This window comes from Pseudaeromonas pectinilytica (assembly GCF_054780855.1).
In genome coordinates this window covers 1-13,397 of the sequence record NZ_BAAGVN010000348.1, presented here as the reverse complement: position 1 = coordinate 13,397, position 13,397 = coordinate 1, and the positions used below count along the sequence as shown (strand labels likewise).

At 56.4% G+C, this 13,397-nt stretch carries 12 protein-coding genes and 1 riboswitch; of the genes, 5 read left to right on the top strand and 7 right to left on the bottom strand.

From position 1 onward, the window contains the following. Window positions 1-26: 26 nt before the first annotated feature. The 4 genes from tadA to ACYVG7_RS17155 all read right to left on the bottom strand — a co-directional run bounded on the left by tadA (window position 27) and on the right by ACYVG7_RS17155 (window position 3,478). The gene (tadA, locus tag ACYVG7_RS17170) at window positions 27-581 is read right to left on the bottom strand and encodes a tRNA adenosine(34) deaminase TadA (protein ID WP_460884307.1); all 555 of its coding nucleotides are present in this window, start codon (window positions 579-581) and stop codon (window positions 27-29) included. Between the two features lie 163 nt (window positions 582-744). Next, window positions 745-987, bottom strand: coding sequence for a FeoC-like transcriptional regulator (locus ACYVG7_RS17165; RefSeq protein WP_460884306.1), 243 nt, complete (start codon window positions 985-987; stop codon window positions 745-747). Then, window positions 984-3,254 carry a Fe(2+) transporter permease subunit FeoB gene (gene feoB / locus ACYVG7_RS17160; RefSeq protein WP_460884305.1) on the bottom strand — a complete coding sequence of 757 codons (2,271 nt, stop codon included), beginning with the start codon at window positions 3,252-3,254 and terminating at the stop codon, window positions 984-986. Before feoB ends, ACYVG7_RS17165 begins: the two co-directional genes overlap by 4 nt. After that, window positions 3,251-3,478, bottom strand: a complete 228-nt coding sequence (locus tag ACYVG7_RS17155; protein WP_460884304.1) for a FeoA family protein — start codon at window positions 3,476-3,478, stop codon at window positions 3,251-3,253. Before ACYVG7_RS17155 ends, feoB begins: the two co-directional genes overlap by 4 nt. Window positions 3,479-3,606: 128 nt before the next feature. Between ACYVG7_RS17155 and ACYVG7_RS17150 the strand changes: the two genes are divergently transcribed. Beyond that, the gene (locus ACYVG7_RS17150; RefSeq protein ID WP_460884327.1) at window positions 3,607-3,939 is read left to right on the top strand and encodes a stress response translation initiation inhibitor YciH; all 333 of its coding nucleotides are present in this window, start codon (window positions 3,607-3,609) and stop codon (window positions 3,937-3,939) included. A gap of 18 nt (window positions 3,940-3,957) precedes the next feature. Here the strand turns inward: ACYVG7_RS17150 and ACYVG7_RS17145 are convergent, their stop codons facing one another. Together ACYVG7_RS17145 and ACYVG7_RS17140 are read right to left on the bottom strand one after the other, a co-directional pair. Then, window positions 3,958-6,399, bottom strand: a complete 2,442-nt coding sequence (locus ACYVG7_RS17145; RefSeq protein WP_460884303.1) for a DNA polymerase II — start codon at window positions 6,397-6,399, stop codon at window positions 3,958-3,960. A gap of 127 nt (window positions 6,400-6,526) precedes the next feature. Next, window positions 6,527-6,997: a DUF4357 domain-containing protein gene (locus ACYVG7_RS17140; RefSeq protein WP_460884302.1), complete on the bottom strand. Its 471-nt coding sequence runs from the start codon at window positions 6,995-6,997 to the stop codon at window positions 6,527-6,529. 345 nt (window positions 6,998-7,342) lie between these two features. Between ACYVG7_RS17140 and argA the strand changes: the two genes are divergently transcribed. The 4 genes from argA to ACYVG7_RS17120 all read left to right on the top strand — a co-directional run bounded on the left by argA (window position 7,343) and on the right by ACYVG7_RS17120 (window position 11,319). Then, the gene (gene argA / locus ACYVG7_RS17135) at window positions 7,343-8,671 is read left to right on the top strand and encodes an amino-acid N-acetyltransferase (protein WP_460884301.1); all 1,329 of its coding nucleotides are present in this window, start codon (window positions 7,343-7,345) and stop codon (window positions 8,669-8,671) included. 277 nt (window positions 8,672-8,948) lie between these two features. Further along, window positions 8,949-9,120, top strand: a riboswitch (Lysine riboswitch). A gap of 94 nt (window positions 9,121-9,214) precedes the next feature. Next, window positions 9,215-10,567 (top strand): lysine-sensitive aspartokinase 3, encoded by a 1,353-nt coding sequence (gene lysC, locus ACYVG7_RS17130; protein ID WP_460884300.1) that lies wholly within the window; start codon window positions 9,215-9,217, stop codon window positions 10,565-10,567. A 150-nt stretch (window positions 10,568-10,717) separates the two neighbouring features. Then, window positions 10,718-11,038 carry a heavy metal-binding domain-containing protein gene (locus ACYVG7_RS17125; RefSeq protein ID WP_460884299.1) on the top strand — a complete coding sequence of 107 codons (321 nt, stop codon included), beginning with the start codon at window positions 10,718-10,720 and terminating at the stop codon, window positions 11,036-11,038. Between the two features lie 8 nt (window positions 11,039-11,046). Then, complete coding sequence (locus tag ACYVG7_RS17120; protein ID WP_460884298.1) at window positions 11,047-11,319, top strand: DUF1289 domain-containing protein; 273 nt, start codon at window positions 11,047-11,049, stop codon at window positions 11,317-11,319. Window positions 11,320-11,442: 123 nt separating this feature from the next. Here ACYVG7_RS17120 and ACYVG7_RS17115 read toward each other — a convergent pair whose 3' ends face one another. Beyond that, on the bottom strand, window positions 11,443-12,810 hold the full coding sequence (locus ACYVG7_RS17115) for a leucine-rich repeat-containing protein kinase family protein (RefSeq protein ID WP_460884297.1): 1,368 nt from the start codon (window positions 12,808-12,810) through the stop codon (window positions 11,443-11,445). Window positions 12,811-13,397: the final 587 nt, after the last annotated feature.

Genomic DNA, 13,397 nt, shown 5'->3' with positions numbered 1-13,397 from the left:
AAAGTCATCCTATTTATTGGCGGCACTTACCGGGAGCCAGCGGCTGTCTCATCCTGTGATGCCTGCCGTAGCAGCTCACGAGCGGCACGTTTTTCCTGACGGCGGCGGGCAAAAAACGCACTGAGTTGCTGACTGCACTCCTGCGCCAAAACCCCTGCAGTAACCGGGATCTGGTGATTGTGGCGTGCATCGCCCAGCAGCGGGAATACCGACTGCACGGCTCCAGTTTTCAAATCAGAAGCCCCATATACCAGGCGTCCGATCCGGGCATGGATCAAGGCTCCGGTACACATGATGCAAGGCTCTAAGGTCACATACAAAGTCGTATCCAGCAGCCGATAATTGCTCAGTCTCTGGCCCGCCTGGCGCAAGACCCGGATCTCGGCATGAGCCGTTGGATCATGCTCACACAGCGATAAATTCCAGCCTTCTGCCACCATCTGGCCCGCGCGCACCAAGACAGCCCCTACCGGGACTTCACCAGCCCTCTCCGCCTGGGTCGCCAACGCCATGGCATGGCGCATCCAGTGTTCATCCTCTTGCTGTTGCATGGTTTGTGATGGCGTGATTTGTGATTGCATGCTTCCTCCCGAACAGGCGGCTATTATGCCCAAACGGCTTGGTACTGCCTACCACCCCCTATCGGCTGACCCGCTGCACCACAAAGCGGCTATGGGTGGGCGAAGCCAAAAAAATCGCCCGCGATAGCGGGCGATGTGTGCAGCTTAAGCAACCCAACGGCTATTAGCTCCGCTGGATTAGCCCTATCTGTCCTTCTGGCAACCATTCGTATTGGGTCTCTTCGCGCGCGCCGCAGCAACGGCCGCTACAACCACTCTGCGTCACTTTGCGAACTCGCCCTTTGCGCATCCAGACTCCCAGCATGGCATCCATGGTGTCTTCCGCCGTATGGAAGTGGCGCGCCAGCTCACCCAGGCTCATGCGCTGACGATCGGCCAGCAGGGTTCCCACATCACGGACGATCATACCAGAACCACCTTACGCGCCAGTATGTTGCCCTTGCGATGCATACCCCACCAGGTCAGTACCGCGACCATGGTATAGAACGCGACCCAAGCCAGACTCTGGGCCGGATGGGCGGCAAACGTCGCCAGTTGGTAATAGAGTGAGGAGATCATAAACGCCATCAGATTGCACCACATGGCGGTAAAAATTGCCCAGTTACGACCGGACTCCCGAATCAAGGAGCCCATGGCAGCTGCGCAGGGCATATACAGCAGGACAAACAACAAGTAAGCAAAGGCGCCCACCTGACCATCAAAATGGGTCTGCATGTTGGCAAAGGTCGATAGATCAACCTCCTGGGATTCCGCCATCGCTGATTGGTCCTGCAGATCGCCCAGCTCCAGACCGGCAGGATCCCATGGATTGATGGCCGCCAGATTGGCCGGAATAGTCGCCACCGCCTCGTTGAATGAGTCAGTCAGACTGAACTCAGCACCCTCTTCGTCTGCCGGGGACTGATAGAGACTGTTGAGCGTCCCCACCACCGCCTCTTTGGCAAAAATACCGGTCGCAATACCGACCGTCGCTTGCCAGTTATCCTCACGCACGCCCAGCGGCGACAACACAGGCGTCAGAAATGCGGCAGCCTGGCTCAGCAAAGACTTATCTGTATTCTGGTTCCCGAAACTGCCATCGGAGCCCAAGGAGTTGAACAGGTTCAACACCGCCACCATGATGACAATGGTCTTACCGGCCCCCAGCACGAAGCTACGCAGCTTATGCCAGGTCTTGATCAGTACATAGGTTGGGCGCGGGACTTCATAATCCGGCATTTCCATCAGCATGGATTCACTGTGTCCAGGCAGTAGGGTCTTGCGCAGCACCAAACCGGTCACCACCGCAATTGCGATACCAATCAGATACAGCAAAAACACCACGTTCTGCCCTGATTGCGGGAAGAAGGCGACTGCAAACAAGGCGTAGACCGGCAGACGAGCCCCACAGGACATGAAAGGCGCCATGGCGGTGGTCATCAGGCGTTCACGCTCCGCATTCAGCGTCCGGGCGGACATGAAAGCCGGAACCGAGCAGCCAAATCCCATCAGCATCGGCACGAAGGCCTTACCCGGCAGCCCCAGTTTGCGCATCACCCGATCGACGACAAATGCGGCCCGGGCCAGATAGCCAGATGCCTCCAGAACAGCCAGGAACAGATACAGGAAACCGACGACCGGGATAAAGGTTGCGACCGTCTGTATGCCGCTACCGACCCCGTCGGAAACTACGGAAATCAACCACTCTGGAGTATCAACCAGCCCCAGCCAGTGCCGGGGGCCATCGACAAATAATGCGCCAGCCAGAACATCGAAAAAATCGATGAAGGCACTACCCACATTGATGGCAAACAAAAACATCAGGTACATGACACCGAGGAAAAACGGAATGCCAACCCAGCGGTTGAGCAGAATATTATCCAGACGTTCAGAACCCTTGATGCCGAGTTTTCCATGCTGGATCTGACAAGGACGAGCCTGTTCATGAATAAAGCCATAGCGAATGTCCGCCACAGCAAGATCCATATCCACCTGACTTTGCGTCGCCCGGATCAACGCCGCAACATCCGGTCGCGCCGTCAATTGCAAGACTTCATCCAGAACTTCATCGCCTTCCAGCAAACGAATGGCACAGCCACGAGCCGCCAGGTGACCATGATGGATCTGCGGTTGTAACTGAGCGACAGCAGCCTCAATGACATCGCCGTAATCCAGAACCAGAGGCTGTGGATCAACTTGCGCCATCAGCAACGGCAATTGAGCCTTGAGGTGCTGGATCTCTTTACGGTTGTAGGCGGATAACGCCACCACCGGACAGCCCAGCACCCCGCTCAGGGCTTGGGTATCGATTGATTGTCGACGCTTTTGCACTACATCGTATTTGTTCAGCACCACCAATACCGGCAGTCCCAGCTCACGCAGTTGCAGGGTCAGCAGTAAGGAGCGCTCCAGAGCCGTGGCATCGATGACGTTAATCACCAGATCCGGCTTATGAGTCATGGCATAACGGAATGCGATCTGTTCATCGATCGAGCTGTCCCGGCTCTCCAACGCATAGATGCCCGGCAAGTCCATCAACTGATACTCGTCATCGCCCTGGCTGAAATAACCGCGCTTCTTGTCCACGGTCACGCCACTCCAGTTGCCGACCTGCTGATTGGCCCCGGTCAAGGCATTGAATAACGAGGTCTTGCCGCTGTTGGGATTGCCAACCGTCATCAAATTCCATTTCATAGGCTCTCTACCTCGATCTGCATGGCCAATGTACGCTGTACCGAGAGCGTGATACCCCCTGTGGAAATTTGTAGTGGATCACCCAAGGGGGCGTTGCGGATAAAACGCACCTCACTACAGGGCAGTAAGCCCATAGCCATCAGTTTGCGGCGAACCGGAGCATCCAATGCTCCCAGACTCACAATACGAGCCGATTGGCCCGGCTGGATATCACTCAAATGCATATGCCGTGCTCCGCGATCTTATTGATAATGGTTATCACTGAATCCAATTATAGAGCGAATACCCACAAAATAAAGCAGTTTTTTAGCCTCGGCTCTGGCTATACTCCCGACCAGTTATAAGGAGCCTCATCATGTCCGATACCAATTCCCGTCTTGTTTACTCCACGGCTAGTGGTTTTGTTCCCGAGCCGACCGCCAAAGCAGCATCTGCATCCCCCTTCCCCGATGACGGCATCGTCAGATTACGCCGCGAAAACAAAGGCCGCAAAGGTGCAGGGGTCATCACCATTCATGGTATTCCCAGCGAGCGACAAAAGGAGCTAGCCAGTCTGCTAAAGAAAAAATGCGGCACCGGAGGCGCCATCAAAGAAGGGATCATTGAAATTCAAGGTGAGAAGCGGGATTTGATCCAAGCTGAACTCATCAAGGCGGGTTTTACCGTCAAACTGGCAGGTGGTTAGTCCGCTCGGTCATTCGCGTTAAAACAGCGGCAACTGCCCCTCGGCCCACTCATCAAACTGGCGGCCGATGAAGGGTAATATGGCATCGGCCACGGGCCTGAGCTGCTTCTGGATATAGTGTTCATAATCCAGTGGTGCGGTTTGGTGCTCTACCGGCTCAGCCCCTTGGGTGGTGATGAGGTAGGCGATAGTACCCCGCTGCTGATAACGGGGGGACAATCCTGCGTTTCGGCGCGCCTCATCGGCCAATCGAGCCGCCCGGACATGGGGGGGTTGAGTTTTCTGGTAGTCGCTCAATTTGCGCCGCAACCGCTTGCGATAGACCAACCAGTCATCCACCTCGCCAGCCCGGGTTTTCCGAATCATCTCGGCAATGAAAGGGGCCGGATCTTCATCGTGGAAAATACGCTGGTATAAACCCCGCTGAAACTGTTTGGCCAGCTCAGTCCAGTCGGTACGGACCGTCTCCAGCCCCTTGAAGATGATCTGCTCGTGCTCCCCTTCACCTTCCAGACCGGCATACCGCTTCTTGCTACCTACCTCGGCACCGCGGATCGTCGGCATAAGGAAACGCCGGTAATGACGCTCATATTGCAGCTCCAGGCAGGAATCGAGCCCCCACTCCTGCTGCAGATGGTGTTGCCAATGCTCGGTGACCTGACGAGCCAATTGCCGCCCGATAGACTCAGCCTGTTCCGGCGTTACCTCGCGATCCAACCAGACAAAGGTGGAGTCGGTATCGCCATAGATCACCTGGAAACCAGCGGCCTCAATCAAGCGCCGGGTTTCCAGCATGATCGACTGCCCGCGCAAGGTGATACTGGATGCCAAACGGGGATCGAAGAAGCGGCAACCGCTGGAGCCCAATACCCCGTAAAACGAGTTCATCAGGATCTTGATCGCTCGCGACAAAGCATCATCCTGCTGCAACTTGGCCTTATCTCGCTCTTGCCACAAGGAGGCAATAAGCCCGGGAAGGATCGGATCCTGGCGCGAGAAACAAGCCCCCAGAAATCCCGGGATCGGCGCCAGATGCGCATCCTCCTGCGGCGATACTTGCTGCTCTCGTAACCCGAGGATCAACCCCAACGGATCGATACCAAAGCTGCGGATAATACTGGGATAGAGGCTCTTATAATCCAGCACCAATACGTGCCGATAAAGCCCGGGACGCGAGTCCATCACATAGCCGCCCGGTGACGGCGCGCCTTCGATAGTTCCCAGGCTCGGCGCCACAAACCCGCGACGATGCAAGTGAGGGATGTAGAGGTGGGAAAATGCCGCCACCGAGCCACCGTAGCGATCCAGCTCCAGCCCGGTGAGCTGACTGCGCAAGCGAGCAAAGTCCAGCAAATGGCACAGGGCAAAGATATCGGTGACCAAGCGACAATCTTCGAGGTTGTAACGGGCCAGAGCCAGTTTATCCTGTTGATATAATTGGCTGATCCGCTCACCTCGATCCTCAACCTCATCGATCGCCTTACCACGGCCGAGTAGGCTCTGGGCCACAGACTCCAGGCTGAAACTATCAAATTGCCAGGTTGCCGATTTCAAGGTGGCAACCCCATCCAGCACCACGCGACCGGGAAATATGACCTGCCCCTGTTGGCGTTCATCCCGTGCCGGTCGCCAACGGACCGGCTCGCCGGCTCGTCCCCAACGCAGGGTCAGGTGGTGTAATTCGGCGCGACGAAGCAGCAGCTGAAAATCAAAGTTGACCACATTCCAGCCGATGATGATGTCCGGATCAAAGTGCTGAAAGAAGGGCGCCAACGCCAGCAACAGTTGCCGTTCGTCCGCCACCCACTGGATAGTAAACCTCTCCTGATGGGGCTCGGGCTCCCCCACCATGATCACCTGCTCAAGCAGCGAACCATCACGCCGGATCCCTTGCAAACCAACGCAGGAGAGCTGACCGGACATGGCACATTCCACATCCAGCGACAGCAGGGTAAATGTTGGCTGCATATCACAAGGCTCCAGCATTCGGGCTTGCATCTGCAGATAGGCTGGATGACGGGTCACATCACCGCTCACCCGGATCCCGCCAGTGATAAAGCGCTCCATCAGCACTCGTTCGGCATGCCGCACATCGCCTTCAAAAACCGGAATGCGCTGCAGTTGCAGAAGCTCAAGGGCGCGATAGAAACGGGCTAAGGTAGGAAAACAGCAGGCGAGTACACTCTCCCCGGCAAACGTCTGTAATCCGGTACGCCGTAAGTGGCCGCGGATCCCGTGCTGCCGAAATACGTGCAACGCCTCTTCCTGTCGGGCGAGAGGTATGAAAAATTGCACCGGCTCTTGTGCATAAACGACCCGAACCGGCCCCTGCACGGTCGCCAACCAGAGCACGATCGCACAGTGCTCGCCCTGTTCAGAAGAGGAAGTTGACGACTGATCCAGCGCCTGTCGCGTCAGAATGAAACCGTCCAATGTCTGATGAGCGACAACATGGGGCAAGAGTAGGCTCCATCAGTTGGGGATACACGAAAAGGGGAGCTCAGATCGCACCAGGCGAATCGTTCCTCCCTCGTGGGAAGCGGCCAGACGCCACGCTAAGGGGCAATCAACTGGAACCGGATCGAGTCTACGGCTCCTTTTTCCCAAACCCGGATTGTTTGAGGGTAAAGCCCTCCTGGTTACTCCAGGCATCCAACCCACTGCGATTGTTACCTGCGATCAGACTAGCCGCCAGGCTCGGGCTGTTGAACAGCTGATCCTGGGTGAAGCGATAGCCTTCCCCTTCGGCAATCAAAACGCCCTTGTCCAGCAGTGTCCGCTTGAGCTCAATCACCGGTTCACGCAAGGAATCTGCCTGTTCGTTATTGACCCGCGAACCGGACATCACCATAAAGCCCGGCTTTTGACGCGCACCCACCGGATAACCACAGGCTTCTGCGCCTTTGACACTAAAATAATAGCGCTCGCGTTCCCCCGGTGTGTTGGTTGCCAATGCCCGCTGCAACGCCATCAACTCATCGAAGATTTCAATAGGAACCACGGCCGCGCGACGTTGCCCCTTCTGATCGACAATAAAGCTGACGTGTTTGCTTAACATCCTGTAGTCCTTTGCGTCGGTGCTGAATTCAATACTGAACTTAGTTTGCCCTGTCTTGGCAACAGAACCAAGTCGTGGCGGCTGAAATCACAACATCATATTTATATCGGATTATCATACGCTTGTGAAAAGCTGATTGCGGTGAAGCGGATCATATCCGGCCATCAGGATCCTCTTCGTCCGTTGCGGCGGATTTCGCTCGTCAGCCGCACGGCGGCCGAACATCCGACTTGAAGCCTATAAACACATAAAAAATCACTTTTAATGATTATTTATACTTGCAGAGTCGACGTTTTTTCCCGATGATAACGCCAAATTTTAGCGCAGGGATAAAGGGATACACAGATGGTTCGCGAAAGAGATGCGGTGCTGGTTAATGCGTTTCGCCACTCGACCCCCTATGTCAATCATCATAGAGGTTCCACCTTTGTCATCATGATCGGCGGTGAAACCATTGCCGATGATAACTTCAATGACATAGTGGCCGATATCGCATTGCTACAAAGCCTGGGCATTCGCCTGGTGCTGGTGTTTGGTGCGCGCCCGCAAATCGATGGCTCCTTGGCGAATGCCGGCATTCGCTCCCGCTTTCACAAACGTATCCGCGTCACCGATAGCGACAGTTTCCGCATCATCAAGCAGGTCTGCGGTGGCTTGCAGCTGGAGATCACATCCCGTCTCTCTATGGGACTCATCAACACACCCATGCAGGGTGCCCGCTTGAATGTAGTCAGTGGCAACTTTGTCACCGCGCAACCCATTGGCGTCGATGATGGTATCGACTATTGCCATAGTGGCCGGGTGCGTCGGATCGACAGTGAAGGCATCCGCCGCCAGCTGGAACAAAATGCCATCGTGCTGATTTCACCGGTGGGCTTCTCGGTGACCGGAGAAAGCTTCAGCGTCAACGCCGAAGAGATTGCCGCTCAGGTCGCCATTCACCTCAAGGCCGACAAGTTGATCGCCTTTTGCTCATCACAAGGGGTCATCGGTCAGTCCGGTCAGGTGGTTTCCGAACTGTTCCCCGAGCAGGCTGAAGAGTATCTGGTCGCGCTGGAACAACAAGGTGATGACAGCTCGGGGACGGCGCGTTACTTCCATGCCGCGATCGCATCTTGCCGGGCCGGCGTACCGCGCTGCCATCTGGTCAGTTACAAAGAAGATGGTGCCTTGCTGCAGGAGTTGTTTACCCGGGACGGGGTTGGCACCCAGATCGTGCGCCAGAGTGCCGAACAGGCACGTAGCGCAACCATTGATGATATTGGTGGCATTCTGGATCTGATCCGGCCGCTGGAAGAGGAAGGCATTCTGGTTCGTCGCTCCCGCGAACAGCTGGAAATGGAAATCGACCATTTCTGCATCATCGAACGGGATGGCTTGGTGATTGGCTGTGCCGCGCTCTATCCATTTCCGGAAGAGGCCATGGCGGAAATGGCCTGTGTGGCAATCCATCCGGAATACCGCAGCTCAAACCGCGGGGATCGCATGGTGGCCAAGATTGAAGAACACGCGCGGCGGCAAAACATCCAGAAACTGTTTGTTCTGACCACTCGTTCGATTCACTGGTTCCGTGAGCGCGGTTTCGAACCGGTCGAGGTGACGGACCTGCCGGTGGCTAAGCAGAAGCTGTATAACTATCAGCGTCGTTCGAAGATCTTGTTGAAAACCATATAAAAAAAGACGGGGCCGACAAATTTACCGGCCCCGTTTTGGCAATGGAGATTTCTGGTTTCCACGCGGCGTAATATAGCAGCGCAGTACCGAATGAATCGTGGAACCGGTCACATAAATCAGTCATGTTTTCATCTGATTAACATAAAAATACAATCCAGATCACGATTTGAAATGGCTTTCTGGATGCGGTTACATCACTTTTTGGTAGCAGATCTAAGTTGAAGATTGACAGTTGATAGCCAGACCGGTTATTTCTGTCAGACACCCCGCGCCAGCGGGGACCAGAAGAGGCGCGTTGCCCAGGTCAGCGGTAGGAGGAGGTCAGTCTCCATCGATAACCGCCCAGGGGGTGCAACGCCGAGACAAGTCAGTGACTGATTGCTGATGAGTCGGCTGCGAGGGCTGAATCCCTCGGGCTGTCACCCTTAGGGTGAAGTGCTTCTGGCAGGAATTTTCTTTCCCGCCGTACAGCCGCGTCTTTCTGGTCACACCTGGTTTAAAAGTTAAACGGAATTTTTAACGGTTTTATTCAGGAGTTCAGTCGTGAACCAGCTTTGCGTAGCCAAATTTGGCGGTACCAGTGTTGCCAATGCCGATGCCATGAGCCGTTGTGCCCAAGTCGTCGTCAATAATTCCAAGACCCGCGTCGTTGTCCTGAGCGCCAGCGCTGGCGTGACCAATCTGTTGGTCGATCTCTCCCAGGGCACCCTGGATGTCGCGGAACGCGAGGATCGCCTGCAACGACTCACCGATATTCAATTCCATATTCTGGATGCCTTGGGCCAACCCGCAGCGCTGACGCAAACCATTCGTGACATGCTGGACGAGGTTCGCGATCTGTCGGCTCAAGCCACAGTCGCCACTGATGCCGCCCTGGTCGATCGCATGGTGGCACAGGGTGAGCTGATGTCCACGCGCCTGTTCACCGAACTGATGAACCAGCAAGGCCATTCTGCAGTCTGGTTTGACGTACGCAAGGTCATGCGTACCGACAGCCGGTTCGGCAAGGCCACCCCGGCCATTGAAGCGCTGCGCGCTCTGGCACAACAGGAAATGGCGCCGCTGCTGGCGGATCGCTTCGTCATCACCCAGGGCTTCATCGGGGCCAACGCCGAAGGCCAGACCACGACCCTGGGCCGCGGTGGCAGCGATTACAGCGCCGCCCTGCTAGCGGAAGCCTTGAATGTCAGCGAACTGGAGATCTGGACCGATGTTCCGGGTATCTACACCACGGATCCGCGGATGGTGAAAAGCGCGCGCCCCATCCCTGAAATCAGCTTTGCGGAGGCAGCGGAGATGGCGACATTTGGTGCCAAAGTCTTGCACCCCTCCACCCTGCAACCCGCGGTACGCCGCAACATCCCGGTATTTGTCGGCTCGAGTAAAGATCCGGCAGCCGGCGGCACCTGGGTGCGCTCCAGTACCGAATCCACCCCCTTATTCCGTGCCGTGGCACTGCGTCGCAACCAGGTGCTGTTGACCCTGCAAAGCCCGAATATGCTCGGTGCCTGTGGCTTTCTGGCCGAAGTTTTCTCGATCCTGGCCCGCCATCGCATGTCGGTCGATCTCATCACTACCTCCGAGGTCAGCGTGGCGCTGACCCTGGATCACACCGGTAGCCAATCCAGTGGCAAATCCGTCCTCGGCGAGGAAGTGCTTGCCGAGCTGGGCGCCCTGTGCAAGGTCAAGGTGGAACATAATTTGGCGTTGGTCGCCCTCATCGGAAATCAGATGAGCGAGATCAGCGGTGCCGGAAGCCGTGTGTTTGCTGCCGTCGATGACGTCAACATCCGCATGATCTGCTACGGTGCCAGCGCCCACAATCTCTGCTTTCTGGTTCGCGAGGATCAGGCTGAGGAGATCATTCAGCGTTTGCATCGCAAACTGCTGGATTGATGGTAAGACTAAGTCCTTTACTCCGTTTCGGCGCAGGCATCCCCTGCGCCTTTTTTCTGCCCGTGATTCCCGCTGTCGACAACATTCCCGTCGTCCGGCTAGGCTGCTATGCTGGCCTTACACCTCTTTCTCCCAGCACAAGGAGCCATCATGATCCTCTCGACCACCCCGACTCTTGAAGGAAAACAGATCATCGACTACCGCGGTATCGTCGTCGGTGAAGCCATTCTGGGTGCCAACATCTTCAAGGATCTGTTTGCCGGGATCCGCGACATCATTGGCGGACGCTCCGGCGCCTATGAAAAAGAGCTGGCCAAGGCGCGCGAGATCGCCATGGCGGAATTATCCGAACGGGCTGCCGCATTAGGAGCCAATGCCGTGGTGGGGATTGACTTGGATTATGAAGTGGTCGGCCCCAACGGTGGCATGTTGATGGTCAGCATCAGCGGCACCGCTGTCGTCATCCGCTAACCCGCGACATGGCCAGCCAGCTAGAGCTGTTCGAGCTAGGCAACCCCTGCATCGGGGTCTGCCAGATGGATGAGCGAGGCTACTGTCTTGGTTGTTTTCGCTCGCGGCAGGAGCGCTTTAACTGGCAAAAGATGACGAGCACCGAGCAACAGGAGGTGATGCGCCTGTGCCGCGACCGATCGCGTCGGAAACGGCGGCAAGCTACGGAGCCCTCCTCGTTGCCACCGACACAATTGCCTCTTGCTGGCCTGGATGACCCCGGATCTGGCGCGGCTGGTTAACGCGCCAAACGCATGGGGCTCCACGCCCCCTTGCCACAGCTCAGGTGCGACAGCGCGAACCTGACGGGCTACGAGCCAATCAGGATGGCGCGTTAATTCCAATCGCAGCCCATGAGGTTGCGATCAACCAGTGAGAACGGACTCCGCCTCTACTATCTCACCGACAGGGGTTGAAACTGCAGCCCATGCTGAACTGACCATCCGTACTAACCGGGCATGCACGCTGGCAAAATCTGGCCTAGCCGTCACCACTTCCTGCAAGCAGTCATGCATTAGCACTCCCAGCTCCTTATTTAAGGAAACTGGCAGTTGGCAGTGAGTCATCAGCTCTTCGAGCAGACAGCCGAAGGCGCGAACCTCCAGACGCTCCAGCGCCGCTCCGGATGAACTGCCCGCCACATAGAAGGAGGCGGCCCCGAAATCACCGAGCAAGGCCCCACCCCGACCATCGTGCAGGATATTGTGTCCGTAGAGATCGCCATGCAGTATGCCACGACTGTGCAGATGTGCCGCCACCGAAGCCACCTGTTCAGCGATGCCCAGCATAGCCGGGAGCGACAGAGTAAAGTCGGCGTGGTAGACATCACGGGTACAGGAGTCAAGACTCGGTGGCCCGGACAAGGTGGAAAAGCTCGGGGCAATCAGAGCCATCACCAACGCCGGCACACCTGCGGGATGATCGTTGATCTCGCCAACCAGCTCGATTAAGCCCGGATGAAGGCCGGCTGCCAGTGCCGCCGCCATTTCGCTTTGCGGCAAACCGTCACTGGTCATATCCCCCTTGAAACATTTCACCGCCACCGGCTGAAGAGAGCTCGCCTGCTGCCAGTTGGCCGAGATGATCCGGCCCGAGGCCCCTTCCCCCAATTGCTCCCCGAGGGTGAGCTCGGCCCAGGGTACGCGCGTCACCGCCTCGATTCGCCGGGGCAGATCGCAGCAGGGGTTGCCAGCAAACGCCAGCCAGCTCAAGCGCGGCAGCTTCAGCAGCCAGGCCGGCAGTGCGCTCAGCCGATTGGCCGCCAGGCGCACCAGCTCAAGGCGCTGACAATTGGCCAAGCTCGCTGGCAAGCCCTCGAGCCGGTTACCAGAGAGCATCAATTTTTGCAGCTGATGACACTGGCCCAGCGCATCGGGCAGCGTTTCTATCTGATTATCGGTCAGCACCAGCCAGCGTAAATTGGCCGGCAAGGCCGCCGCTGGCACCTCGCGGATGCGATTGGCCTTAAAACCGACCATGGTCAGTGCCGGGCAAGACCCCAACACCTCGGGCAAGCGGGTGAAGTTATTCTCGGAGCAGAAAATGATGCGCAGCTTGCGGCACTCGGCCAGCGTATCAGGCAACTCGGAGAGCTGGTTGCCACTCAAATCCAGCACTTCCAGCGAATCCTTCAAGCTCAGGATCTCCAGGGGAAAGGAGATCAGATTTTCACTCAACGTCAAGCGACGAGCACCGCTCAACTCACCCGAGCGCAGTTGCTCCAGAGTATGCATAACCATTTCTCAATCGGGGTGGCCACTCATCAGCTAGGCAGACCAGCGGCCAGACAGGCCAGCGGGCAATGCCCCGCGGCCACTAAAGGACGAGCATTATAGAGAATCGTGACGTCGAGTGCCTGTTTTGTTGCCCGGCACACGCAGGCCCGCACCATCGAGGCGAATCATGTCCGGAGTATTCGTAATACCTGTCGTGACGCCTGATGTGCGGTGAGCCGAATCAGCACGATTATCGGCTCAACATTCATGCGGGAATACCAAAGAGTCCCTCCTCATCATGGCTCAGAGGGAGATCATTTTTAAGCCAATTACAGCTGGCTGGAAAGCTAGCCACCATCACTGTTTTGCTGACAATTAAATCCCACATATGGGGCCTTAAAGTTAACTATTGGAGTTAATACACAAGATAATGGAATTATACACGCCGAGGTATGCGCCATAGCTACAGCCGATTGAATCGCTTGGCTAATACAGAAATAGGCAATCACAGTGATTAATTCCGCTACATGTACAGAACCTTAAGCGGCAAGCGAATTAATAATACCGTCTAACGTGTTGTTTTGCTTGGATTTTCTCTGCCTACT

Excerpts from the sequence above, each read along its gene's own strand:
- tadA (WP_460884307.1), bottom strand. The coding sequence starts at position 581 with ATGCAATCACAAATCACGCCATCACAAACCATGCAACAGCAAGAGGAT.
- ACYVG7_RS17165 (WP_460884306.1), bottom strand. The coding sequence starts at position 987 with ATGATCGTCCGTGATGTGGGAACCCTGCTGGCCGATCGTCAGCGCATG.
- feoB (WP_460884305.1), bottom strand. The coding sequence starts at position 3,254 with ATGAAATGGAATTTGATGACGGTTGGCAATCCCAACAGCGGCAAGACC.
- ACYVG7_RS17155 (WP_460884304.1), bottom strand. The coding sequence starts at position 3,478 with ATGCATTTGAGTGATATCCAGCCGGGCCAATCGGCTCGTATTGTGAGT.
- ACYVG7_RS17140 (WP_460884302.1), bottom strand. The coding sequence starts at position 6,997 with ATGTTAAGCAAACACGTCAGCTTTATTGTCGATCAGAAGGGGCAACGT.
- argA (WP_460884301.1), top strand. The coding sequence starts at position 7,343 with ATGGTTCGCGAAAGAGATGCGGTGCTGGTTAATGCGTTTCGCCACTCG.
- ACYVG7_RS17125 (WP_460884299.1), top strand. The coding sequence starts at position 10,718 with ATGATCCTCTCGACCACCCCGACTCTTGAAGGAAAACAGATCATCGAC.
- ACYVG7_RS17120 (WP_460884298.1), top strand. The coding sequence starts at position 11,047 with ATGGCCAGCCAGCTAGAGCTGTTCGAGCTAGGCAACCCCTGCATCGGG.
- ACYVG7_RS17115 (WP_460884297.1), bottom strand. The coding sequence starts at position 12,810 with ATGCATACTCTGGAGCAACTGCGCTCGGGTGAGTTGAGCGGTGCTCGT.